The organism is Prodigiosinella aquatilis, from assembly GCA_030388725.1.
GTDB classification, from domain to species: Bacteria; Pseudomonadota; Gammaproteobacteria; order Enterobacterales; family Enterobacteriaceae; genus Prodigiosinella; species Prodigiosinella aquatilis.
Genome location: CP128857.1, coordinates 3841766 through 3866874, shown reverse-complemented (window position 1 = coordinate 3866874; position 25109 = coordinate 3841766). Strand labels below are relative to the sequence as shown.

Below are 25109 nucleotides of genomic sequence, written 5' to 3'. Positions count from 1 at the left end.
GTTGAATCGGGCGATAATACCATTACTTTCCGGCTGTTGTGAGCAAGTTTTACCATTGATAGCATATCGTTTGCTATACAAGGGGCTATATCACATTTGATGTGGTGTATTTAACAGCAATTCTAAAGAAACGATCCCTTCTTCCAATTGGATATCGAGAGAAAAACCCAGTTTCTTTGCCAGTGTCAACATGCCCTGATTATGGGGCATGGTAATGCCGGTAAGTTTCTCCAGCCCATGAACATCAGCATAGTGAATTAGCTTTTCCATCAGGTGTCTGCCTAATCCCAGTCCTTTTAAATCAGAACGAACCAAAACCGCAAACTCTGCGTCAGTATTATCGGGATCGGAAATGGCGCGGCTAACACCAATAATTTCTGGTCCTGCATCAGTTGGCCGGAGAGCGACAAATGCCATTTCTCGATCGTAGTCAATTTGGGTCATATTGGCTAGGTCTTCATGGCTAAACTCATTGATTTCACTGAAATACCGGTAGTAAAGATCCTCTTTGGTCACTTTGCTGATAAAATTTTTCAGCAGCGGTTCATCTTCAGGCAGAATAGGGCGGAACAGGCAGGTCGTCTCATTTTTTAATGTGACGATTTCCTCTAGTTGCTGCGGATAAGGTCTGATTGATAGTCTTGATTGTGGATCGCCGCTAAAGGGCGAGATGTGTAGTGTCACGTCCAGTAACGTGAATTCGTCCCCTGAGGCCAACAAGGGATGGATATCAAGACGGGAAATTTCCGGACAGTCAAGAATAAGGTTGGATACCTGTACCAGCAGGCGACTCAATGAGGGAATATCTAACGGTTTGAGGGCGCTATGGCCGCGTATTTTACCATTTTTCAGTGCCTGCATGATCAGGTAGCGGGCCAGTGTCATGTTCAATGGGGGCAATGCCACTGCAGCCTGTGTCTCATTGTGCCATTCAACACCACCTTCACCCAGCATGATCAGCGGGCCGAAAACGGCATCTTGTACTACCGCGACCCTCAATTCCTGCGCACCGGCACGATTTGCCATTCTCTGCACTAGCAGACCGTATATTCGGGCCTGTGGATAGGTACGCTTAACCCGTTCCAGCATTGCATCAGCAGCCTGTTGTACCTCACGTGCAGTACCTAAATAGAGCATGACTCCCTGTACTTCTGATTTATGCGCAATGTCTGGGGATCTCAGCTTAATTGCGACCGGATAACCAATTTTTTCCGCGATGTAGACGGCTTCAGTACTGTCGCCAGCGATCCAGGTAGGCAGTGTATTCAGTCCATAGGATTTCAATATGGGCTGTACTTCATGTGTATCAAGTTGTGTGGCTCCCTCTTTCAGCGCTTGGCAGATAAGCTTATGGGCTTCACCAGTATTGGCCGTGAGATCTTGTGGCAATACCGGTGTTTCCATCAATTGTTTCTGGTTCCGCCGGTATTCGACAATATGCATAAATGCTGTCACGGCACCTTCGGGTGTCCGATAAGTAGGAATACCGGCTCCATTGAACAAACGACGTGCTTCCTGCGAGGAGAACTCGCCACACCAGTTGGTTAAAATTGTCATCCGTTTGCCGCGTGGGTGCTGCTGGAGCAAATGAATCATTTTTTCTGCGCTTTCGGTACCTGGCGCGGCAGCACTTGGGGCATGAATGATCAGTAAGGCATCATAGTCATCATTATCCAACAGGATCGTCAATGCGGCCAGATAGCGTTCGGCAGTAGCATCATCACGTAGATCAAGCGGATTACCGACAGACACGGAATCAGGCAGCGCTTCTTGCAATGCCTGTTGTGTGGCTTCATTTATCAGCGCCAGTTTTCCCTGTCGGCTGAGAAGTTGGTCAAGTGCTTGAGCCGCCGGAGAGGCTCCATTACTGATCAGTAGTAAACGCTCACCTCGTAGTGGTCGCAAGTGACTGAGGGTTTCTACTGCGGAAAATAGCTCATGTGTATCCCTGACGCGTAGTAACCCTGCACGTTGAATGGCCGCATCATAGGCAGCATCCAATCCTTGACGGGTACCGTGGAGAAGTTGTTGTGCCTGCTGACTACGCCCGCTTTTGATCACCAGAATGGGTTTGTTGCGTGAGGCGCTGCGGGCAGCAGAAAGAAAACGCCGCGCATCGCTGATCTGTTCCAGATGTAGCAAAATAGCGCTGGTTTTGCTGTCACGGGCCAGAAAATCCAGCAAGTCATCTACGTCGATGTCGATGCTGTCACCTAGCGCGATGAAGTAAGAGAAGCCGATACCTCTCTGTTGTGCCCAGTCAAGAATAGTATTGGATACTGCCGCTGATTGCGAAATAAATGCCAGCTTTCCTTTTATTATCGGAACGGGTGAAAAACTGGCGTTAAGTCCCTGCCAGGGGGCCAGTAGCCCGAGACTGTTGGGACCCAGCAGTCGCATATGATACAGGGTGGCGCAGGCCTTGAGTTCAGTGAATTGAACCGGAGGTGCCGACAGTATGATGACGGTTTTACAACCGTGTTTTCCCAAATCTTCCAACAAGAGCAGATTACGCTCGGCACGGGTGCAAATGACAGCGAGATCCGGTGTCATGGGAAGACTGGCAACATCAGGATAAGCCAGTACGCCACAGACAGCGCGATATTTTGGTGTAACCGGTAACACCGGTCCGCTGAAATTACCATCCAGCAAATTGCGCATCATAAGAAACCCTGCCCGCCCCGGTTTTTCTGATGCGCCAAGAACGGCTATTGATTTGGGACGTAATAGTGCTTCTAACCCGCGCTGGCTCATAAATCGCTCCTGTCAGGATAAAGACCGGGCAGTGTTTCACGATGGGCGAGTGATCTGGTGAGTTGTGTATTCATTGTGATCACGTACTGCCTAATTAATAGATATTAAACGCTTTCTGTCGGTATTGCTGTGACAACTAGTGGAATTTCTCGCGGGGCATGATTGGCTTTGCCGGCCAGATAATGTTTTCTGAAACGATCAAAATGTTCTGCTAATGCACTGGATGCCAATGTATCGTCAGCTTGCTGCAACAATGCGATCGCGATTTCGGCGGTACAGTGCTGTCCAGCACTGCTGGCTTCCCGAAGTTGATAGCGTGAAATTGCATCAACGTCCAATGACAATATCGGTAACGGATCCAGATAAGGGCTTTTACGAAACATTTTGCGCGCTTCTGGCCAGGTGGCATCCAACAGGATAAATAACGGTGGTTTACCTTGCGCCGGTAATTGGTGAAGCACCTGTCTCCCTGTTTCATTTTTATCAGCCAGAAACACCAGATAAGGCTGATAGTCGGGATTCTTGATTGCGTTTAGCAGGAAGGGATCCGGATCGGTACGCGACCACAGAAAAGCCTGGGTATCTGGCAGAATATCGGCAATCAGGCGGCCGGTATTACTGGGTTTCAGCGGTTCGGTATCAAACATGACCAGACAAAAGCGGCTGCGGGAGGATTGAGAGTGAATGGTATGGCATAAGCAGTTGGCGACGGGTAACAGACAGCGCTGACAGCGTATTACCCGACAACCACGCGCGCGGAAAGGGCGCGTGGCTTGCCCAAGACGTTGCTGGCGTAAACGAAGAACGGCATTTTCGGTCATAGTATCCCGCTTAAAAGCGTCATTCTAAACCACTGGTGAATGGACCAAAAGGCCCGGCATACCGAATGCACTGGGTTTACGGGAGAATCAGAGTGATTCACTCAGCCATTTTTCAAAAGAGGCTTTAGGCATAGCGCCATTCACCATGTCCACCAGCTTGCCTTGCTTGAAGAGCATGATTGTGGGAATACTGCGGATACGAAAACGAGCACTGAGTGCTGGCTCGGCCTCGGTATTTATCTTGACGAAGCGGACTTTGCTGCCATTTTCCTGGGCTACGCTTGTAAATACGGGCGCAAAGCTGACACAAGGACCGCACCAAGGAGCCCAGAAATCTACGACTATCGGTAGGTCGTCTTGCAATAATTTATCCAGCGTTTGTTCGGTTGCATTGATCACTTCGCCGCTGAACAACGGCATACCACATCGACCACATTTGGCGTGATCGTCAATACGTTCTTCAGGTAACCGGTTTGTTGTGTGGCAAGATGCACATACCGTATTCATAACAATGCCTCAAATGATAAAGGGCTGATTAAGTGAGCTGTTGATAAAAGTATGCGGTGGAGCAATAGAAGATCAACAACGGATAACTTGGAGTAGGATAAGTATGGATAGTGGTCGCGGTATGAACAAGGTGGTTTATTCAATGGCTACAATAGTTGTTGGCTTTTATGACAAGCAGGTAGCTAAGCCGGTGTACATAAGGTAATCTTCGCGCCCAGCGCGTAGGTGGAGAAAGACATGAGTGATTCATTCAGTGGGAAAAACGGCAAAGTCCGTGTGATGTACGTCCGTAGCGATGATGGGGACGAAAAAAACAATAAAAACAAACGTCCGACAGACAACCGTCGTAATGATAGCGGATCGCGAGATAAAAATCCGCGTTCGTCGCGTGACAATGGACCACGTGGTGCAAGTCAGGATAAAGGGCGTGAAAAGTGGCCTAGCGAGAAGAGCAGTGATCGCGAACGTCCGGCCCGTCGTGATGACAATACGGGTTATGATTCACCGTGGAAGACCGTCTCCCGCGCACCGGATGAAACACCTGATCATGGCGGTATTGGTGGCAAAAGCCAGATTGACCATGAGCAGATTCGTCGTCAACGGGCGGAAGAAACTCGCGTATATGGTGAAAATGCTTGTCAGGCGCTATTTAAAAGTCGCCCAGAAGCGATTATCCGGGCCTGGTTCCTGCAGGAAGTCACACCGCGTTTCCGTGATGCACTTCGCTGGATGGCGGCGAATCGTAAAGCTTATCATGTAGTTGAAGAAGACGAGCTAACTAAAGCATCAGGTACTGAACATCACGGTGGCGTGTGTTTTCTGATCAAGAAACGCAATGGTATGGATGTAAGTGAATACTTGCACAGTGTGAGTGAGACCGATTGCGTACTGGCATTGGAAGATGTAGGTAATCCACATAATCTGGGCGGTATCATACGTAGTTGTGCGCACTTTGGTGTGAATGGTGTACTGGTTCAGGATGCGGCGCAGCTGGAGTCCGGTGCGGCGGTACGTACTGCGGAAGGTGGTGCGGAACATGTGAAAGCCATCAATGCCGATGATTTTATTGATGTGCTGTCTCAGTTTCGTCGTGCTGGCTATACCATTGTAACGACATCCAGCCATAAAGGGACGGCATTATCCCAAACAACGCTGCCGGCCAAAATGGTCATCGTGTTAGGGCAGGAAGGCGATGGCCTTTCTGATAGCGCCTGGCAGCAAGGAGATATGAAAATCTCTATCGACGGTACTGGGAAAGTGGAAAGCCTGAATATTTCTGTCGCAACGGGTATTCTGCTGGCGGAATGGTGGCGTCAGAACCACCATTAATTTGCTGGCAAAGCAGATAATAGTCTGGACACTGGAGCTGGTATCATTCACCTACCGCAGTAGATGACGCATGAGGATAGTCTCCCCGAAGGAATGCCTTTCCTCATGCCAGATACTCGGAGTGCAACCTTGACTGATATCAAAGGAAGATATCGCTGTCAGTGCGCGCCGCCACCAGCTCCGACTCCACTGCTAAACGGAGGACGGGAAAACCATACCAATACCGTTAAGGCCAGGAATACACCAGCCGCGGCCCAGAAAACTTCATTGGCAGCAATAATCAATCCTTGTCCTGTAATCTGATTGGCAATGTAGGCTGAAACCTGCTCCTTAGTTAGTCCCATTGCTTCCAATTGCCGATAGGTTTCCTGTGCGATTGGATTGTAAGCGGTTATTGACTCGGTCAACTGAACGTGATGTAGCGACTCACGTCGTGCCCACAGCGTGGTCGTCACCGAAGTGCCAATGGAACCAGCCAGCGTCCTGCTGAAGTTAAAAAGACTGGAGGCGGACGCCATCCTCTCCGGCGGCAAACCTGACAAGGTAATGGTTGTCAACGGCATAAAAAAGCACGCGACAGCAAACCCCTGGAAGAATTGTGGCCAGGCGGAAGCGCCAAAATCCATGCCGGGCTCAAACGTATAGGCTCGCCAGTAAAAACAGATGGCATACATGATGAAGCTGAAAGTGACCAGCTTGCGCATGTCCAACTGTGACGAGAACCGACCAATAATCGGTGCCAGCAACACGGGCATTAGTCCTACTGGTGCGGACGCCAGCCCAGCCCAGGTGGCGGTATAGCCATACACTTCCTGCAATAGCAGCGGTAACAAAACAATGGCACCGAAGTAGAACATGAAGGCCAGACTGGTGCATAGACAACCGATGGTAAAGTTACGCGATTTGAACAGCGACAAATCGACCACCGGATTGTCATCTGTCAGTTCCCACACAATCAGGAACAACAGCGCTATCGCCGCGACTATCGTCAGTATGATAATTTCGGTAGAGTTAAACCAATCCAGCTCTTTCCCTCTATCCATCATCATCTGTAGGCTACCAACGCCTAACGCCAGCAATACCAGTCCAATGGTATCAATGGGGCGGATCTCCGTTTTAGTTTCCCGACCACGCAGTACCTGCAATGTAATCAGTACGACGACAACGCCTAAAGGAACGTTGATGAAAAATATCCAACCCCAATGGTAGTTATCACTGATCCAGCCGCCAAGGATCGGGCCAAAAATTGGTGCAACCACCACCGTCATAGCCCACAGCGACAGTGCTATGCCACGTTTAGCCGGGGGATAATTATTGAGCAGCAGACTCTGGGACAGCGGGATAATAGGGCCGGCGACCAATCCTTGTAATATGCGGGCGAAGATCAGCATTTCCAGGCTAGTAGAAACCCCGCACATCCATGACATTAGTGCGAATAGTCCCGTCGACCAGACAAACAGCCTGACTTCTCCCAGGCGCTTAGCCAGCCAGCCGGTGAGTGGAATAGAAATGGCGTTAGCTACCCCGAATGAGGTAATAACCCACGTTCCTTGTGAATTAGAGGCACCAAGATTACCCGAGATAGTTGGGATGGCTACATTGGCAATTGTGGAGTCCAGTACTTGCATGAAGGTCGCCATGGCTAGCGCGAACGTCATGAAGGCCAGACTTATGCCTTCAAGCGGTTTTTTCTGCACACTCATCTCCTTATGCATGCTTAACTGGCATTGTCCCTGATAATGTCATCGATCAGCTTGTTGACGGGGGCGAGGTTCAACTCCAATGCGTCACTCTGATAGGCTGGTTTACTGCGTCGTGTGTCGGACAACATTTTCCCTTCATCATTGGCCGTGTCCACAGTCACTTGTGTGGATAAACCAATCCGTAAAGGATGCTCGGCGATCTGCTTAGGATCCAGTTCGATACGCACTGGAAGGCGCTGTACCACTTTGATCCAGTTGCCGGTGGCATTTTGAGCCGGTAATAATGAGAAGGCGCTACCTGTTCCCATATCCAGACCAACGACTTTGCCTTTATAGATAACATCATCACCGTAGATGTCACTGGTGACAGACGCAGGCTGACCAATACGCATGTTGGCGAGTTGAGTTTCCTTGAAGTTGGCATCGATCCATAGATGATCGGCTGGGACGACTGCCATCAGCGAGGAAGTGGTTGAAATGCGGGCACCTACCTGCACATTGCGACGGGAAACGTAACCGTCAACTGGGCTGACAATGTGTGTACGTTTCAGCGCCAACCAGGCATCACGCAAATCGAGCGCTGCCTGCTGTACCGCCGGCTGTTTTTCCAGTGAGGTATCCAGGATCATGGCCTGGTTGGCTGCATATTGTTGCTTGGCAACTTCCAGTGAGTCTTTAGCGCTGGAAACAGCATCACGGGCGTGCTGTACATCTTCTTTCCCAATGGCATTTACTTTACCGAGCGCTTCCCGGCGGTTTAAATCGCTGGTGGCCTGATCCAGTGCGGTTTGTTTCAATGATATATTGGCCTGGTATTGCCTGCTATTGATAATGAGCTGGTGGGTTTGACGTACGTTGCTGGCAAGCACGGCTTGTGCTCGTTTAAAAGCTTGTTGGGCATCCGTGGCATCCAACTCCACCAGTACATCACCTTTCTTCACTAAATCGGTGTTATCAACGTTCACTTGCGTTACGCTGCCGGTAACTTGCGCCATGATTTGGACTTGATTGCCTGCTACATAGGCGTCATCAGTTTCCTGGTGATGTCTCAATACCAGATACCAATAAGCAAACCATACACAGCCCAGAAAGATAAAGATGATGCTGAACAGTGTTAAGATCCGTTTACGCTGCTTTTTTTTATTTTTATGTGTTGGTTGTGGAGCTTGATTTTCCACGTTGGCACTCATGATATTCTCCCTTGATTATCTTTATTTTCCGTGTGTCGGCTAACTTGATTGGTGATAACTATCTCGGTAATACATTCCGCGATAAATATGTTGATTGTATCTACCGGTTTTCTTAGCCGGCTTAGCAGTTCATCCGTTGCTGACAATCAATTAACCCTGATTGTCAACGGAAAGTGAGAGCACCGGGTATGGCTCTTCTGGGACAAAGGCATATCCACAGATACGATGGGGTCTGCATGACTATTGAGATGACGATAGCCGTTGCTATGGAGTGATGCTGTGGATTAATGTGTTCCCTGATCCATTTCATCAAGGCGCAGCAATAATTTACGCATCAGGACTTCTAATTGCTTTTGCTCATCGTTTTCGAGTATCGAACAGAGGAAATGCAGGCTTCTGTATTGTGGTGGTAACAGTTCATTCAGAAAGGCTTTCCCTTTGTCCGTCATGGACAGATACAGGCAGCGCCGGTCGCTATCACTTTCCTGCCGTTCAATCCAGCCGCGTTTCTCCAGTTCGTCAGCAATGCGAGTCGCATTGGTTCGTGAAGACCCTAGAGCGGCACTGAGTTCTGACGGCTGAATACTGTAATTTTCCTGTGCTTCCAGGGTAATCAACGCCATAAATAGCGTTTCGTTGATATCCTGTTCTTTCAAAATCCGATTACGGTGTTCGAGAATTTTCGCCTGCACATGCATAAACAGCCTGAGGATCAGAACTTCCTGATAAGGGAAATCTGGCCGACGATCTGCCCGCATGTGTAACATCTCTTCGATTGGAGCAAATGAACTATCCATTAATGTCAACCTCATTAATCACGGCCAGTATAATAACTAATGTTACTAATTAGGTAAATGATAGAAAGCCACATGATTATGTTTATTCTGTGACAGAAAGTAAGTAAGTTTCTGTGCCGGGTTAGATGTGGTTTAGATAATTAAAACCAATCGTTCAGCGCAGCTTACACCGTGTCAAATCATAGTGATAAAAAATTTAAAGGCAATTCCATAACATAACGCACCTGCCAGTGTCGCAATGATAATACTGCGAGTGGTATAGAAGCACAGCGTTAGCACGGTAAACCCGGCTAACGCTGGCAGAACTTTTTCGCTCTGTTTAAGCATATCTGGAACGCTGGAAACCACCAGTAAAGCACAGATGGATGCAATGCCTATGCTATCCAGCAGAAGTCCCGTTTTGCCATGCTGAAGGCCACTGGAAACGCGTGAAGCACCTAGCCGTAAAGGCAGATACCGAAAAAGAAAATTCACCGTTCCAACAATCAAACCAATAAATAAAATTGATGTATTCATGCTTCCTTCTCGGTTTGGATGTTGGATTGGATCAGTGTCGCCAGGCAACCGGCACTGATGCCGATAAGTATCGCCGCAGGAATTGACGATGCCAGTAGTCCGAGCAATGCTCCACTTAACGCAGCGGCTACCACCAGACTTTGACGGCGTTTGAACGAGGCTAACAGGAAACTCAAAAATAGTGCCGGTAGCATGAAAGTGAGAGCAGCTTCAACGGCTGGATAGGCGACCAACGGGCCATTACCAAAAATAGCGCCTATCACGGTTCCTGCTACCCACGATAACCAGGAGCACATCGCTACCCCTAGCATCCATTGCTCCGACCAGCGCCGATTGTCCCGTGCCAATCGGGTGGTTGCTGCGGCAAAGACTTCATCGGTCAATCCGAATGCCCACAGTGCTGTTTTACCGGTTGGCAACCGTTGTAAAATACGGTGGCGCAAGGCTGGTCCGTATAAAATGTGCCGAACGTCCATCGCCATCACGGTAAAGGCGGCCACCCAGATGGATGCACCGGCGCTGAGCAGGGCGGTTATGACGAACTGGCTGGCACCAGCGTAGATGATGCTGGACAGGAAGATGGCCTCTAGTGGGGTAAAACCAAGCTTGACAGCATTCATACCAAAGGCAAATGCTACCGGCAGGTAGCCGATAACAATTGGCAGGCTATCGAACAAACCTTCACTGAACGAGGCACTGGCTAGTGTTGCAATATTATTCGGCGTTAAGCGATCGGCATTGTCCATGGATATCACCGCTCATTGTGCTGTATTGTCAGAAAGAAGCATCATAGTTATCGATCCCATAGTGCGGTATGGAATGCTACCCATCAGTGATAGGTGGGTAATACAAAAAATATCAACGCGACGGGGGCGAAGAGTGAATATGTTCATGGTTGTGTCCCTGCCACCATATCAGCAGGTTTATGAGGCTCAATGATACACCGGCTGCGGATACGCCAAGCCAGCCAAAATGCTGATAAGCAGATGCCGAGATAAGCGAGCCAAGCGCACCACCGATAAAGTAGCAAGTCATGTAACCAGAGGTAAGACGGTTACGCGCTTCGGGCATCATGCGATACAGTACAGTTTGATTGGTAACGTGTACCCCTTGAACGGCTGAATCCAGCAGAATAATACCCAGTAGCAACGCCACGATGGAATGTATACCGAAAGCGATAGGAATCCATGACACGGTCAATAACAGCAGTCCTGCTGTGGTGGTGGTGACCGCCTTGCCGCGATCTGCCCTGCGTCCGGCACTGTTGGCGGCAACGGCACCGGCAGCGCCGACCAGACCAAACAACCCGATGATACCTTCTGAATATTGATAGGGTGATGCGGATAGCAGGAACGCCATTGAAGTCCATAAAATGCTGAAATTGGCAAAAGTCAGCCCACCCAGCAGAGCACGGGTTCTCAGTGAAGGTGACACACTGAACAATGTGAAAATCGACACCAGCAAGTGCGGATAATTGAGGTTGCTGGGTTGATGGTAACGTGGCAATGCTCGCCACAGTATCAGCGCCATGACGGTCATTAATGCGCTGGCGAACCAGTAAACGGTACGCCAGTCTCCCAGCGAAGCCAATGCCCCCGCGACTGTACGGGCCAGCAGGATACCCAGCAACAGTCCACTCATAATGGTACCCACTACTTTGCCGCGGGTTTCCGGTGTTGCCAGCGTGGCCGCCAGCGGAACCAGCAATTGTGCTACCACCGAAAACAGGCCGGTGAGCGCCGTTCCGACAATCATCAGCCACAGTGTAGGGGAAGAGGCGGTAATCAGCATGCCGCCGGCGGCCAGTAATGTCATGATGACAATCAGGCTGCGGCGTTCCAACATATCACCGAGCGGTACCAGGAAGAGTAAACCGAAAGCGTAGCCCAATTGCGCCGCAGTAACGATAAACCCGGCTTGATTAACCGAGAGATTGAATGCGTTGGCTATGGCATCCAGCAATGGCTGGGCATAGTAATTACTGGCGACCGCAAGGCCGGTAGCGGCGGACATTACCAGGGTGAGCATCGGGCTTAACGCTGTATGCTGTTGTGTAGGCATAGTGGGGATAGTTAATATCGTGTTAAGAAAATAATGCTCAGTATCGAACAGCTTCGATAAAGATTCCAGCAGATAATCGAAGGGCTTGCCAGATATCCTGCTGTTTTATGACATATTATTATGCTTATAGACAGTTGCATTGATCGGGAAGGGAAGTGTGGATAGGCGAAGATTGATCTGGTAAGGGAACCTGGACGTCCGTGGCTGATGCAAAAGGTTTTGCGTCAGCCACGGACAGGTAGGGACTCTAAAAGGGCGTTATTTTGCTGCGCTGAGAGCGGTGCTGACCCAACTATCAAACAGTTTCTGATGCGCGTGGATCCAGCCCTCTGTTTGGCGTTCAATATCCTGTTGAGACGCTTCTCCGTTGTGCATCCGCAGGTTTTGCGCATTCACATCGGCGATTGGTAATTTCATAATGGCGAAAAGTTTAGCCGCAGCCGGATTTTTTTCCGCCCATTTCTTGTTAGCGACAATACGCATGGTATTCACCGGGAAACCGTAATCCATACCATTAGGCAGTTTGGTGCTGACACCTTTCATTTCACCTGGCTGAGAAGAGAACGGTACCTGTAACCAGACGACATCACGTCCTGGAACCAAAACATCGCTCACCCAGTAAGGCGTCCAGGTGTAATAGAGAATAGGCTTGCCTTCGTGATAACGAGCGATGGTATCGGCGATCAGGGCCGCATAGTTACCCTGATTATGTTCAACGGTCTGGTTAAGATGATATGCCTTCAGTTGATGATTGATCATGGCTTCACATCCCCAGCCAGGATTACAGCCTGTCAGGTCGGCTTTGCCGTCACCGTTGGAGTCAAACAGTTTGGCTATCTTGGGATCTTTCAGTTGGGCGATGTTGGTTATCTTGTATTTATCCGCGGTTTTTTTATCGATCAGATACCCCTGGGCAGCGCCCGAGATATAGGCACCCTGGCGGTAAAATTTGGCGTCACCACCGGCGGCCTTGTACTGGTCGGCGTGCAGCGGGTCCCAGTTAACAGCCATGAAAGTGGCATCTCCGGCCGCTATGGCCGTGTAAGCGACGTTGTAATCCACTTCACGGATAGGCAGCACGTCGTATCCCAGTTTATCCAGAGCCTTGTTAACCAGCAGAGTTTGGAACGTTTCTTCAGCCAGGCTGCTTTGCAGGGGCTGAACCTTAATACCGTTGCCCGGTAGTTTTGCGGCCATTGATGAAGTACTGAGTACGGCACTCAGGGCAAGAATAACCATGCTTGTTTTGCGCATAATGCTTCCTCGTGGTGATGTGATGGGGCGCTGCGTGCGCCCTTGAACAGCGAGTATTGAGATTCACGTATGGCTGATGGTGCGGCCATGGCTAACCAATCAGGATTTGATGAAAGGACGAAGGAATAGACCTAGCGGGCCTTTGACATACCAGCGCTGATTCCCTCGACTGCGTTGGTCTCGTCCCAGTGACTGAGTCAAACGGTCAAGAATAATAGCCAGAATGACAATACCCACACCGCCGATGGCGGCCAGTCCCATATCAAGGCGACCAATGCCGCGCAGCACCATTTGTCCCAACCCGCCAACCGCAATCATGGATGCGATCACCACCATTGACAGTGCCAGCATCAGAGTTTGGTTGACACCGGCCATGATGGTCGGCATAGCGAGCGGCAACTGGACTTTAAACAGCATCTGGCTCGGACTGGCGCCGAAAGATTCAGCTGCTTCCACCAGGTCCGCCGGAACCTGACGAATACCCAGGATGGTCAGACGAATTATGGGGGGTAAGGCAAAAATAATGGTGACCACGACGCCTGGCACATTACCGATACCAAATAGCATGACGATCGGAACCAGATAGACGAAGGCTGGTGTAGTCTGCATAGCGTCCAGCAATGGACGAATAATTTTCGCGGCCCTCTCACTACGGGCCAGCCAAATACCCATCGGCAAGCCGATAAGTATGCAAAAGAACAGCGCGGTAAGTACCAATGCCAACGTCACCATTGCCTGGGACCAGGCTCCAATGGCGCCGATCACAATCAGTGATATAAAAGTGGCTAATCCCATACCGAAGCTTGATATTTGCCAGGCTATCAGGGAAAACAGAATGATAGCCACTGGAGCAGGCATGCCCAGCAATAAATGCTGAAATCCACTTAAAATGAAGTCTACAGGTACTCGGATACCCTGAAACAGGGGGCGAAAATGCAGCACCAGCCAGTCAATCCCTGTCGTTACCCAGTGATCCAGTGGAATCAGGGTATGTTTGAAGGGATGAAGCAGGCTGAAATGCTCCGTTGGCGCATGAGGCACACTGTCAAGCCAGTTGGTGCTGCCGTCGGTTGTACCTGCGGGTGGTGTAGTGTTCCAGGCATTACCGGCATGCGGTGTCGATACGCTCTGCGCGGTTGCCCAAGGGTCGGTTTGTGGTGGTGTAGTGACTTGAGAGGACACGTCCAGACCAGTGGTGGTGTCTCCCCAGGGATTGGTTGTTGAATCAGTCATTCAGAGCGGTCTCCTTATCCAGTGCCTGCAGCAACATCCCTTTGGATATGATGCCGATGTACTCATTATTTTCGCCAATGACTGGCACGGCACAGGGAGATTGAGCGACCTGTGAGATTAAATCGTTGAGTGACATATCAGCGGCAACGGGAGCGGGAACAGAGAGCAGTGCCTGTTCCAGTGGCTGTTGCTCTTTGAGCGCTTTTTTCAGTGACTCAATAGAGACGATACCGATGAATTTCTGACCCCGTTCCAGCACGTAGCCATAGTCGCGATCCTCTTCTTGCAGGATTTGTAGTGCTGAGCGCGGCCCGACACCGGGGGTTTTGCGGATAATAGCCACTGGTCGGCGGCGAGCAATATCTTTGGCGCTGAACACGTGGCTGATATCCACACCACGGAAAAAACTACGTACGTAGTTGTTGGCCGGATTGTTGAGGATTTCATCCGGGGTGCCGACCTGAATGACTTCACCGCTATGCATGATGGCAATACGATCACCAATACGCATGGCTTCATCCAGATCGTGTGAAATAAACACAATGGTTCGTTGCTGACGGGATTGCAGTTTAATCAGTTCATCTTGCATTTCGGTACGAATCAACGGGTCAAGTGCGGAGAAGGCCTCATCCATTAGCAGAATATCTGGATCATTAGCTAACGCACGGGCCAGGCCAACGCGCTGCCGCATACCGCCAGACAGCTCATCCGGATAGGACGCGGCATTGGCCTCCAACCCTACCTGCTGTAACGCGCTGATCGCTTTTTGCTCTCGCTCTGGCTTGGGTATACCTGCCAGTTCCATACCAAATGCGGTGTTATTCAGAATATCCAGGTGAGGCATCAGTGCAAATGACTGAAACACCATACTGATTTTTTTACGGCGGACTTCGCGTAAGGCGGTATCCGATATTTTGGCAATGTCTTCACCGTCAATTAATACCTGGCCGCGAGTCGGTTCTATCAGACGATTGAGAAGGCGTACCAAGGTGGATTTTCCGGAGCCGGATAAGCCCATGATGACAAATATCTCGCCTTCTTCAATGGCCAGATTAACATTTTTGACGCCGACCGTCAGGCCTGTTTTTTCAAAAATCTGATCTTTATCTAAATCCTTATCAATTAGTTTGAATGCACGTTCAGTATGAACGCCAAATATTTTGTAGAGATTCTTTACTTCGAGTTTAATTGCCATGTAATTGATTCTTTCCTATAGTGATTTATTGTCCTATAGCATTGTCCTGATAATAAATTAAAGCGCCCTATACCCTACCATAATATGAATCTGAGGCAACCTTTGTCTGCCTCGCGCTACTGACAGACAAAAAAATCCCATGCTATTAGTATAGGATAAATTCGCGGAGGCCTCTTGAAATTATTTTGCCCTGATACTGTCGGTTTTTTATATTTAAAATGATTATTTTTCATATGGTTAACCTTTTATCATTGTAACGAGTCAATAGCGATTATCAGGAGGGTATTTTTGTGGTGAAATAGGGTGTTTGAAGTACGTATTTTGGCAATGAAAAGAATTGTTAATAAACTTGCTGATCAATGGTTTTTCGGGGGAATAATCTGCATATCAGGAAGAGTAATTAAATTGTTACGGGTGGGTATATTGCAATGCCATGAAATGATTCTCTCTGGAATATAGGCAGGGTAATCGGCGATGATACAGCGCGGATATTGCCTGATTTTCTGGGGGATATCGATGGGAATAAAGCGCTTTGATACTGCTCTTTGTTGCAAAGATAAATGCTTATAAATTCGAGAAGTAATTCACATAATTCAACAGGAATATTTACCCGTTTCACCGGTTTTGAATGCTAAAGATCAACCCTATTCCATACTCCATATCATCCCATGGGCACACTAGATATGAGTGTCATCATTTTGTCCGGTACTCATTTTATCAATGGTTATCAATGCCACATTATTGAGTGGTATTACTGAAGTGGCCATGGTGCCAGAATAAGGAATGCGTTATCCCAATATTGGTGGTACCCGCAGTTTTGGCGTTCTGACGGAATCCAATCTCGATCAGGCGTGTAGAGCAAATGCTTTGATTAAACGACGCGGCAGGTGCCCCCTCAATGCGCAGTGACAATATAGATGAACATAATGTGGTTAGTGGGTTAATCAGCGTCTCCGTTCGGTACTGTGGACGGTGTCTGGCGTCTCGCCTGTTGTAAAAGGTGTAGCGTGATATTGCGAACTTCAGCCTTGCTGCTGGCAATATGTTTGCTGAGAATGTGTTGAGCGTCGACGGTGTGCTGCTGAAAAATGGCCAGCAGGATGGCGGAGTGTTCCTGATAGGTGGCGACGATACGTGCCTGCTTGGTAAAGTCCAGACGACGGATAATACGGATTTTTTCCGTCACATCCCGGTGTACCCGCGCCATTTCGTGGTTCCCGGTGGTGGCGACCAACACCATGTGAAACTCTTCATCATGGCTGGAAACGGCATCACTATCAGTAAGCGGCGGTTCGTCGATCCAGAACTGCTTCAGAAACCGGAGTTTTTTAGCGCAGAGGCCAGAGGGCAGCTCACACAGACGGCGTATCGCTTCCCGTTCCAGCACGGTGCGAAGGTCGTACAAATCTTCAAAATAGGCAAAATCAAACGGACGAACCTGCCAGCCACTGCGAAAATAGACATCCACGTAGCCTTCGGTTTCCAGCCGGAACAACGCCTGACGTACCGGTGTGCGGCTGACGGACATTCGCTGCGCCAGTTCGCTTTCTGTGAAGCGATCGCCAGGTAACAGTCGAAAATCAAAAATATCCTGCTTCAGTTGCTGGTAGATTTGCTCCGCCAGCACTGTTGGTCTGCTTTTTTGGCGGGTTTTATCCGCGCCAAAAGGGGAAAATTGCATCGTCTGGTTCCTTTATTACCTGGCAGATATTTCACCACAGTTGACAATTGATCTGGTGGTAAACCTTGGTAAAAGACGCCTTATGATTGGGCTAAACTGGCGAGATAAGCGCGCCAGCCACCAAACTCGGTAATATCCCGTGCATCGTTCAACGCGGCGGGTTCACAGATAAACCCTTTCACCTGCCGATCATCCGCCAGTGTCAGCGTGCCAATACCGAGTGGTGCCGGGATCTCGGCCACAAACTCGCCAAAACGCGCCAATGGGATGTCCCACAGTTCAACCACAATCGGGCGACCAGCGGTGGTTTTACCAATCCGGGTTTCGGTGGCTGGGTATTCGCCAATGCATATAAGCGGTAATCGTCGCTGGTGGTGGTCTGTTCCACCAACACGGCTTGGCGGGTCAGTAACTGGAAATTCAGCGGCATACCGGTGAGATGCGCACCCACTACGGCGATGCGCACATGGCGGGATGATGGGGTGGCGACGGGTGAGTGGGGACTGAATGTTATTCCGGTGGCGCCTAACGGCAGCGGGTTCATCGCTTGCCAATGTTGACCGAAAGCGGACAGCGCCGCATCGTGCCAGGCCGGGGCAATCAGCGTGATTCCGGCGGGCAACCCATCGGCCCGGAAGGCGGCAGGTAGCGCCAGCGCACACAAATCCGCCAGATTGGTAAAGTTGGTGTAGAGACCAAACTGGGCGTTATATTGCACCGGTTCCTGTGCCATTTCGTCAATAGTGCGGATGGTTGGGGTGGTCGGAACCACCAGTGCGTCGAACGGCGCCAAAACATCGTTGATCTGGCGTGCCAGTTCTGCCCGCAGATACTCCGCATTGAAGACATCACAGGCGCTGTAATCCATGCCATTTTCGATAATACCGCGGACCACCGGATCCAGCGCCTGTGGGTTATCCGTGAGCAGTGATCCCACGGCAACCGTCCGCTCCGCCACCCATGGCCCTTCATACAGTTGACGAGCTAATTGATTAAAAATAGAAAAATCGATGGGCTCCAGTGTTGCCCCCATAGCGTGCAGTTGGGTTAGCGTATGTCGGAATGCCTGTTCTGCCAGTGTGTCGCCACAAAACTCCAACACTTTCGGTATGGCAAAACGCAACTGGGGTGAAAAGGCGGCCGGGGTGGTGTTTGGGTGCGGGCGGGAGTAGGCATCCTGCGTATCATAGCCAGCGGCCAGCTCTGCCACCATTTTGGCATCGGCAACCGTCAATGCGAATACCGACACGCAGTCGTTGAGACGGCAGGCTGGCACTACGCCGTGGGTGGATAGCCAGCCTTTGGTGGGTTTCAGACCAACGATATTGTTAAATCCGGCAGGAACCCGGCCTGAACCTGCGGTATCGGTGCCCAGTGAAAACGGAACGATACCACGGGCCACGACTGACGCGGAACCGGAGCTGGAACCTCCGCTGACATACTTCGAGTTGATGCTGTTGTGCACGGCACCGTGTGGAGAGCGGGTTCCTACCAATCCGGTAGCGAACTGGTCCAGATTGGTTTTACCTATCACGATAGCGCCGGCCGCTTTTAGGCGGGCGACAACGGCAGCATCCTGTTTGGCGCTGTAGCTAAAAGCCGGGCAGGCAGCGGTTGTCGGCCAGCCTGCAACATCAATATTGTCTTTTACCGCAAACGGGATGCCATACAGTGGTAATGCCGAAGCATTTTGCTGCTGCGTCAACTGATCAATCTGCTCCTGTAACTGGGTTTCACTGGCGAGATAGATCCAGGCGTTGTCTTCCAGTGATAGATCATGTCGTAGTTGTAACAGGGTATCGGCTACTGACAGTGGCTGTTGTTGATAATGCTGTTGCCACTGGCACAGGGTAAAACCGGTAACGCTATTCCTTAAAGTCATAAGATGAATTCCATCTAGTACACAAGATTGAGTCCATTCATACAAACGCCGTGCCATATTTTTAATTTATTGTTTTATATGATTTATTAGTGACTTATAAAGTAAAGACATAGTTCTTATGCACTGAGGTAGCGCAGAACCAGAACCAAAATGAAGCAAATGGATAACGCTACCAGCGGGGCTGACAGCGTTAGAAGGGGGAGAAGAATATCAATGGGATCGAGCGATGCTCGTCAGGTCAGGCTTTTGTTGCAATGATAAGCGCTGTGTCTACGGTGAAACTCCCATCACTGACAATCTCAAAGTATTCAGTGACCTCGGCTCCCGCACGTTGCTGTAATGAACGGATGGCGACAATATGGTCAGTGGGCGTCTTCATGCGTTCCACCCAGGATGAAAACTCCAGACGCAGACGAAACGTTTTTACCTCGCGTACCGCTAGTCCCGCCGCCGCCAATAATTGCTGCCACTCCTGTAGGGAAGCGTTGCGTACATGTGAAGGATCGCGCAGCAATTCGATACTTTGCAACCAGGTATCCAGTAACGAATCGCCGGGGGAGACGACATCCATAAACATACCCATGCCACCGGGTTTCAGGGTGCGCGCCATTTGTTCAATGCCGAGCGCAATGTGCCGCCAGTGGTGGGCGCTGTAACGAGTAGCAACCACATCAAAAGATTCCGACGGGCAGGATAATGATTCGGCGGCACCCTGTTTGGTCACAATATTGAGCAGATTACGTTTAGCGGCTTCCTGTGCAACGGTATCCAACATGGATTGAGCGAGATCACAAGCGACGACGCGGTGTACCCGTGGTGCCAGTCGGAACGACACATGTCCGCCGCCGCATCCCAGATCCAGGATGGTGGCATCGGGACGCTGGCCGAGACGTTGTGCCATCAGATCCAGATCATCTCCCTGGGCATGTACCGTACTGTTTAAATACGCCGTGGCTTGTGTGGCGTACTGGCGGGTAATAATGGCATTATGGCTTTCAGTTTTCATCGTTGATGTCCTGAAGAGTTGGAGAAGCCCTGATTCTCAGTTGAATGATTAACGACAACAAGGCAAGCACTTATCCTGGTATAAATTGCACTATGACGGTTTCTGATACGCGGCGTATTCTGGGGGCGTTTATTCGTGCCCATCGTGAGCGGCTTTCACCACCAGACAAGGCCGGGCGTCGTCGCACGCCGGGATGGCGGCGGGAAGAGCTTGCCGATGCCGCAGGGCTGGGCGTGACATGGATTACCTGGCTGGAACAAGGTCGGCATGTCGATGCTTCGGTTCCGGCGCTTTCCCGGTTGGCTGACGCCTTGCAATTGAATGCGGCCGAACGTGCTTCGTTGTTTGATCTGGCGGGCAAGCGTGACCGGCAATCTGAACCGGAAACCGCAGAGGCGCTATCGGACGCATTACTCCATTTACCCTCCATGGTATCCGCCCCCGCTTATCTGCTCGACCATGCCTGGACTGCTCGGGCCTGGAATCCTGCTGCTGCCGAGCTATTTATCGGCTGGCTGGATGAAACGGCGGAGACGCGTAACCTGTTGCGCTATGTGTTTCTTGTCCCAACTGCACAATCGCTGATTGTCGACTGGCAGGAACGGGCGCAGCGACTGGTCGCTGAGTTTCGTGCCGATTTTAATCGTCGTCCTGGTGATGCCCAAATGCAGGCGTTGGTGGATGATTTGTTGGGGCAAAGCCAGCGGTTTGCCGAGCATTGGCAAAATCAGGATGTTCTGTATCGTGAAGGTGGGGAACGCAGCTTCTGCCACCCTGAACAGGGGATCCTGCATTTTCAGCAAACAACGTTACTGGTTGCTGCTCAGCAAACCATCAAGTTGGTATGTTTGGCACAAGGCTGAATCTGCCCGGTCCATTCTCAACCTGAAAAGTGGTGTCGTAATGTTTCACTTAATCCTGCGTAGGGTGATTATCATATCGGGCCTCCAGAAGGAGGCGAACGTGGTGGTTGGCGCGGGTATCCTGGTTTCTTGATGGGCAAGCATTGCGGGGGAGTCGTCGTTTTTTATGGAACTCCCCCGTGGTTTTTATTCGTGCCGCTGAATATCAGTCCTTGCGCAATAACAACCCACGCATTGTGGTGGCGCTGGTTTTTACCGCGTGTTCATGACGCGCCAGGTAACGATAGCAACTGGCACCCAGAAATGTGCCGATGAACCAACTGAAATTAGCTACGGCATGCCAGGCCGGGATGAAGCTGATGATCAAACCGATAGCGACCGCCGGGATCAGCGCCAGAACCGCATTGGGATTAAAGCCGTTGCGATACCAATAACGACCGGTCGGCGTAGCGTCGAACAGATCATCCACATGGATCTTGGCGCCTTTAATCAGGTAAAAGTCTGCCAGCAGAATGCCAAACAGTGGGCCGATAAAGGCGCCGAGTACATCCAGCGTGTAGTGAATCAGTTCCGGTGACTGAAACAGGTTCCATGGTGTCAGCAGGACGGAACCCACGGCGGCGATCATACCGCCGGTACGGAAGCTGATGCGTTGCGGTGAACAGTTGGAAAAATCAAACGCCGGGGAAACAAAGTTTGCTACGATATTAATGCCGATGGTCGCCACGATCATGGTCAGCAGGCCGAGTGCTACCGCTACGCTACTGCCTACACGACTAACCGTTTCAATCGGGTCGGTAATCATCTGTCCGAACAGCGACTGGGTGCCGGAGACAATCACCACGGTAACGATGGAAAACAGCAAGAAGTTAAACGGTAAACCCCAGCGGTTACCGCGTCGGATTTCCTGCATGTTTTTGCCATAGCGGGCAAAATCGCCGAAGTTCAGCAATGGACCGGAGAAGTAAGAGACGACCAGCGCGGTCGCGGTGATCATTTGCCATGTCTGTTCTCCGGTAGTGAGGGTTTTGCTGGCGAGAGTAAAAGAGATATTTTCCAGACCGGTTTTGTAGATAATCCAACCAGCCAGCGATAGCATCACTATGTAGACCGCCGGACCGGCGACATCAATAAAGCGCTTGATAGCGCTCATGCCGTGCCAGAACACCATTGCCTGCAGGAACCACATGATGCCAAAACAGATCCAGCCCAGAGCCGACAAGCCAAGCCAGTGATTCTGCGTTAGTGGCGTGAGGGTCGGATAGAACTTCAGTAGCACCAGCATCAAGGCGTTGGCAGCCAGATAGGTTTGAATGCCATACCAGGCGAAGGCGATCAGACCTCGAATAACCGCCGGGATGTTGGCGCCAAACACGCCAAAAGCCTGACGGCAAACTACCGCATAAGGTACGCCGCTCATCTGGCTGGGTTTGGCTACCAGATTGGCGCACAGTTGTACGATACAAATACCTATCAGCAGGCATAACAGAACCTGCCAACTGGCCAGACCCAACGTGAAGAAGCTGGCGGCCACCACATAACCTCCCATGCTGTGTACATCCGACATCCAGAACGAAAAAATGTTGTACCAGGACCAGCTTTGGACGCGCGTCGGGGCCAGATCTTCATTACACAATCTGGGGCTGTAATGTGCCTGGGCGTCATTGGCTAACGTATTATTTTCTGGCATGAAATCTGCTCCTGTTGACTGCGATCGTGAAATAGATGATCTCGATGTATGTAATGGGATATTGCAGGAATTGGGCCAAAAAGAGATTTTTTGTATACAGTTTGTCATTTTTATGTATACGATTTAGCGATGACGTGGCGACGGGACAAACCTATGAATCAGACTTATGGACTTGAAAGAGATACGTTTTTTCAACAAAAAGATGACGTTATTTATCACGCATTACTGAATGCCATTGTTGAGCATCAGTTATTGCCAGGAACGAAATTGCCGGAGGAGGCGCTGGCCGACGTATTTGACGTTAGCCGTACCGGGATTCGAAAAGTATTACAGCGTCTTGCGACAGTGCAAATGATCACGTTAACGCCCAAACGTGGTGCACAGGTAGCCACACCCACAGTAGACGAAGCGCGAGAGATCTTTCAGACCCGCAGTCTGCTGGAGTGTTCCAACCTGCCACAGGTAGTGGCGCACTGCCAACCCACGCATCGGGTGGCACTGGAAAAGTTGGTGCAATCCGAACAGCAGGCACATCAGGCGCAGAATGGACCGGAAGCCATACGACTCTCCGCCGCATTTCACATTCAACTGCAAGCGGTCTCTGGCAATACTGTGCTGACGGGTTTGGTGTCGCAACTTACCCTGCGTTCGTCACTGGTGATTGCTGCCTATGGCGCACCCTGGCAGCAGGGCTGCCGCTGCCATGATCATCACACTTTGCTGGACCTGTTGCGACAAGGGGATGTTCCGGCGTTGTCAGTAGAGATGCAGCAGCATTTCAGCGATATCGTTGCCAGCCTGCGTTTTGATCAAGATAGTGAAAACGTGCCGGATTTCGCCCGTCTGTTTGGCAATGTCGGGGAGAAAAAGGCATGAATGCGTGTGTCATTCAAGTGATTAACCCCAACACCAGCCTGGCGATGACTGAAACCATCGGCGCGGCGGCGCGGCGAGTGGCTGCAATGGGTACCGAAATTATTGCGGTCTGTCCTTCGCAGGGGGCGCCTTCCATTGAGGGCCACTTTGATGAAGCCATTGCGGCCATTGGGGTGCTGGAACAAATCAAACAGGGAAAAGCACAGGGCGTTGATGGCCATGTTATTGCCTGTTTTGGTGATCCGGGCTTGCTGGCTGCGCGGGAACTGGCCAGTGCCCCGGTGATAGGTATTGCAGAAGCGGCCATGCATATGGCAACGCTGGTGGCAACGCGTTTTTCCATCGTCACTACGCTGCCGCGCACGCTGATTATTGCCCGCCATTTATTACAGCGTTACGGTTTTGAACACCATTGCGCGGCACTGCATGCCATCGATCTGCCGGTTCTGGCGCTGGAAGACGGTCAGGGTCTGGCGCAGCAAAGGGTGCGAGAGCTTTGTATACAATCTATGCATCAAGATGGATCCGGCGCCATTGTGCTGGGCTGTGGTGGTATGGCCGATCTGGCCGTGGAGCTGACGCAGGAACTGGGGATGCCGGTGATCGATGGCGTCAGTGCCGCCATCAAGTTGCTTGAGTCACTTGCGGCGCTGGGACTGACTACCAGCAAACGGGGTGATCTTGATTATCCGCTCGCTAAACCGCTGACGGGCATATTCAGCCAGTTACAGTAACGCAGCAAATAGAGGAATAGCGTAATGAAGACATCACCAACGTGGATGACTGAGGGATTTGATGACCATTATCCACGGGATTTAATCGGTTATGCCGGTAAGCCGCCCCATGCCAACTGGCCGGGACAGGCGCGGATTGCGGTGCAGTTCGTGCTGAACTACGAGGAAGGTGCGGAAAATAATGTGTTGCATGGTGATGCTGGGTCTGAACAGTTTCTTTCCGATATCATTGGTGCGGCCAGTTATCCGGCGCGGCATATGTCGATGGATTCGTTATATGAATATGGCCCCCGAGCCGGTTTCTGGCGTATTCATCAGGAGTTTCAGCGCCGTGGACTGCCACTCACCATTTTTGGCGTGGCAATGGCGCTGGTGCGTAATCCGGCAGTGGTCGAGGCGATCACATCTGCCGGTTACGATGTGGTAAGCCACGGTTGGCGCTGGATCCACTATCAGGATATGGATATTGACATTGAACGTCAGCATATGCGGCAGGCGGTGGAAGTGCTGACTGCGCTATTTGGCCAGCCGCCGCTAGGCTGGTACACCGGGCGCGACAGCCCCAATACCCGTCAACTGGTGGTCGAGCAGGGTGGTTTTCTGTATGACAGTGATTACTATGGCGATGATCTGCCGTTCTGGATGCCGGTGACTCGCGCCGATGGTGAGACTCTGCCGCACTTGATTGTGCCTTATACACTGGAAACCAACGATATGCGTTTTGCCTCTCCACAGGGCTTTAACAGCGGCGACCAGTTCTTTACCTATCTGAAAGACAGCTTTGATGTGTTGTATGCCGAAGGTGAAGAAGCGCCAAAAATGCTATCGATTGGTATGCACTGCCGTCTGTTGGGACGACCGGGTCGCTTCCGGGCGTTGCAGCGTTTCCTCGATTACATCCAGCAGCATGATCGGGTGTGGATCTGTCGTCGTCAGGATATTGCCGAGCACTGGCGTGACCAGCACCCGTATCAGGGCTGATTGCAGGATGTGTTGTGGGTGGATGCAAAGGGTGAG

20 protein-coding genes and 1 pseudogene are annotated in these 25109 nt (G+C 50.8%); 5 read left to right on the top strand and 16 right to left on the bottom strand.

The window, feature by feature from the left end; all coding sequences use genetic code 11:
- Positions 1-90: 90 nt before the first annotated feature.
- From PCO85_18045 to trxC, 3 genes are all read right to left on the bottom strand, one after another.
- Positions 91-2754, bottom strand: coding sequence for a bifunctional acetate--CoA ligase family protein/GNAT family N-acetyltransferase (locus PCO85_18045; protein ID WJV53073.1), 2664 nt, complete (start codon positions 2752-2754; stop codon positions 91-93).
- A gap of 104 nt (positions 2755-2858) precedes the next feature.
- Positions 2859-3575 carry a tRNA-uridine aminocarboxypropyltransferase gene (locus PCO85_18040; GenBank protein WJV53072.1) on the bottom strand — a complete coding sequence of 239 codons (717 nt, stop codon included), beginning with the start codon at positions 3573-3575 and terminating at the stop codon, positions 2859-2861.
- Between the two features lie 87 nt (positions 3576-3662).
- Positions 3663-4082 carry a thioredoxin TrxC gene (gene trxC, locus PCO85_18035; GenBank protein ID WJV53071.1) on the bottom strand — a complete coding sequence of 140 codons (420 nt, stop codon included), beginning with the start codon at positions 4080-4082 and terminating at the stop codon, positions 3663-3665.
- A gap of 237 nt (positions 4083-4319) precedes the next feature.
- Here trxC and PCO85_18030 point away from each other — a divergent pair, with 237 nt between their 5' ends.
- The gene (locus tag PCO85_18030) at positions 4320-5411 is read left to right on the top strand and encodes a tRNA/rRNA methyltransferase (protein WJV53070.1); all 1092 of its coding nucleotides are present in this window, start codon (positions 4320-4322) and stop codon (positions 5409-5411) included.
- Between the two features lie 158 nt (positions 5412-5569).
- Here PCO85_18030 and emrB read toward each other — a convergent pair whose 3' ends face one another.
- The 12 genes and pseudogenes from emrB to PCO85_17970 all read right to left on the bottom strand — a co-directional run bounded on the left by emrB (position 5570) and on the right by PCO85_17970 (position 19929).
- Positions 5570-7108 (bottom strand): multidrug efflux MFS transporter permease subunit EmrB, encoded by a 1539-nt coding sequence (gene emrB / locus PCO85_18025; GenBank protein WJV53069.1) that lies wholly within the window; start codon positions 7106-7108, stop codon positions 5570-5572.
- A gap of 20 nt (positions 7109-7128) precedes the next feature.
- Positions 7129-8304: a multidrug efflux MFS transporter periplasmic adaptor subunit EmrA gene (gene emrA, locus PCO85_18020; GenBank protein WJV53068.1), complete on the bottom strand. Its 1176-nt coding sequence runs from the start codon at positions 8302-8304 to the stop codon at positions 7129-7131.
- Positions 8305-8588: 284 nt separating this feature from the next.
- Entirely contained in the window at positions 8589-9101 is a 513-nt protein-coding gene (gene mprA, locus PCO85_18015) for a transcriptional repressor MprA (protein ID WJV53067.1), read from the bottom strand.
- A gap of 174 nt (positions 9102-9275) precedes the next feature.
- Positions 9276-9617: an L-valine transporter subunit YgaH gene (ygaH, locus tag PCO85_18010; protein ID WJV53066.1), complete on the bottom strand. Its 342-nt coding sequence runs from the start codon at positions 9615-9617 to the stop codon at positions 9276-9278.
- The gene (locus PCO85_18005) at positions 9614-10363 is read right to left on the bottom strand and encodes an AzlC family ABC transporter permease (protein ID WJV53065.1); all 750 of its coding nucleotides are present in this window, start codon (positions 10361-10363) and stop codon (positions 9614-9616) included. The genes ygaH and PCO85_18005 overlap by 4 nt, the downstream gene beginning before the upstream one ends.
- Positions 10364-10475: 112 nt before the next feature.
- Positions 10476-11678 (bottom strand): MFS transporter, encoded by a 1203-nt coding sequence (locus PCO85_18000; protein ID WJV53064.1) that lies wholly within the window; start codon positions 11676-11678, stop codon positions 10476-10478.
- 258 nt (positions 11679-11936) lie between these two features.
- Complete coding sequence (gene proX / locus PCO85_17995) at positions 11937-12932, bottom strand: glycine betaine/L-proline ABC transporter substrate-binding protein ProX (protein ID WJV53063.1); 996 nt, start codon at positions 12930-12932, stop codon at positions 11937-11939.
- A gap of 99 nt (positions 12933-13031) precedes the next feature.
- The gene (proW, locus tag PCO85_17990; GenBank protein WJV53062.1) at positions 13032-14165 is read right to left on the bottom strand and encodes a glycine betaine/L-proline ABC transporter permease ProW; all 1134 of its coding nucleotides are present in this window, start codon (positions 14163-14165) and stop codon (positions 13032-13034) included.
- Positions 14158-15360, bottom strand: coding sequence for a glycine betaine/L-proline ABC transporter ATP-binding protein ProV (proV, locus tag PCO85_17985; GenBank protein ID WJV53061.1), 1203 nt, complete (start codon positions 15358-15360; stop codon positions 14158-14160). Before proV ends, proW begins: the two co-directional genes overlap by 8 nt.
- A 940-nt stretch (positions 15361-16300) precedes the next feature.
- Positions 16301-17041, bottom strand: coding sequence for a GntR family transcriptional regulator (locus tag PCO85_17980; GenBank protein WJV53060.1), 741 nt, complete (start codon positions 17039-17041; stop codon positions 16301-16303).
- A gap of 80 nt (positions 17042-17121) precedes the next feature.
- Positions 17122-18923 (bottom strand): annotated as a pseudogene (atzF, locus tag PCO85_17975) (allophanate hydrolase).
- Between the two features lie 238 nt (positions 18924-19161).
- Positions 19162-19929, bottom strand: a complete 768-nt coding sequence (locus tag PCO85_17970) for a class I SAM-dependent methyltransferase (GenBank protein WJV53059.1) — start codon at positions 19927-19929, stop codon at positions 19162-19164.
- A 92-nt stretch (positions 19930-20021) separates the two neighbouring features.
- Here PCO85_17970 and PCO85_17965 point away from each other — a divergent pair, with 92 nt between their 5' ends.
- Positions 20022-20792: a helix-turn-helix transcriptional regulator gene (locus tag PCO85_17965; protein ID WJV53058.1), complete on the top strand. Its 771-nt coding sequence runs from the start codon at positions 20022-20024 to the stop codon at positions 20790-20792.
- A gap of 205 nt (positions 20793-20997) precedes the next feature.
- On the opposite strand, the gene PCO85_17960 is transcribed toward PCO85_17965, so the two are convergent.
- Positions 20998-22482, bottom strand: a complete 1485-nt coding sequence (locus tag PCO85_17960) for an NCS1 family nucleobase:cation symporter-1 (protein ID WJV53057.1) — start codon at positions 22480-22482, stop codon at positions 20998-21000.
- 153 nt (positions 22483-22635) lie between these two features.
- Between PCO85_17960 and PCO85_17955 the strand changes: the two genes are divergently transcribed.
- Genes PCO85_17955 through puuE form a run of 3 tightly spaced genes read left to right on the top strand, consistent with a single transcriptional unit; the run spans position 22636 to position 25073 of the window.
- Entirely contained in the window at positions 22636-23358 is a 723-nt protein-coding gene (locus PCO85_17955; protein WJV53056.1) for a GntR family transcriptional regulator, read from the top strand.
- Positions 23355-24092 (top strand): aspartate/glutamate racemase family protein, encoded by a 738-nt coding sequence (locus PCO85_17950; GenBank protein WJV53055.1) that lies wholly within the window; start codon positions 23355-23357, stop codon positions 24090-24092. Before PCO85_17955 ends, PCO85_17950 begins: the two co-directional genes overlap by 4 nt.
- Positions 24093-24116: 24 nt before the next feature.
- Positions 24117-25073, top strand: coding sequence for an allantoinase PuuE (puuE, locus tag PCO85_17945; protein ID WJV53054.1), 957 nt, complete (start codon positions 24117-24119; stop codon positions 25071-25073).
- The last annotated feature ends 36 nt before the right edge of the window (positions 25074-25109 follow it).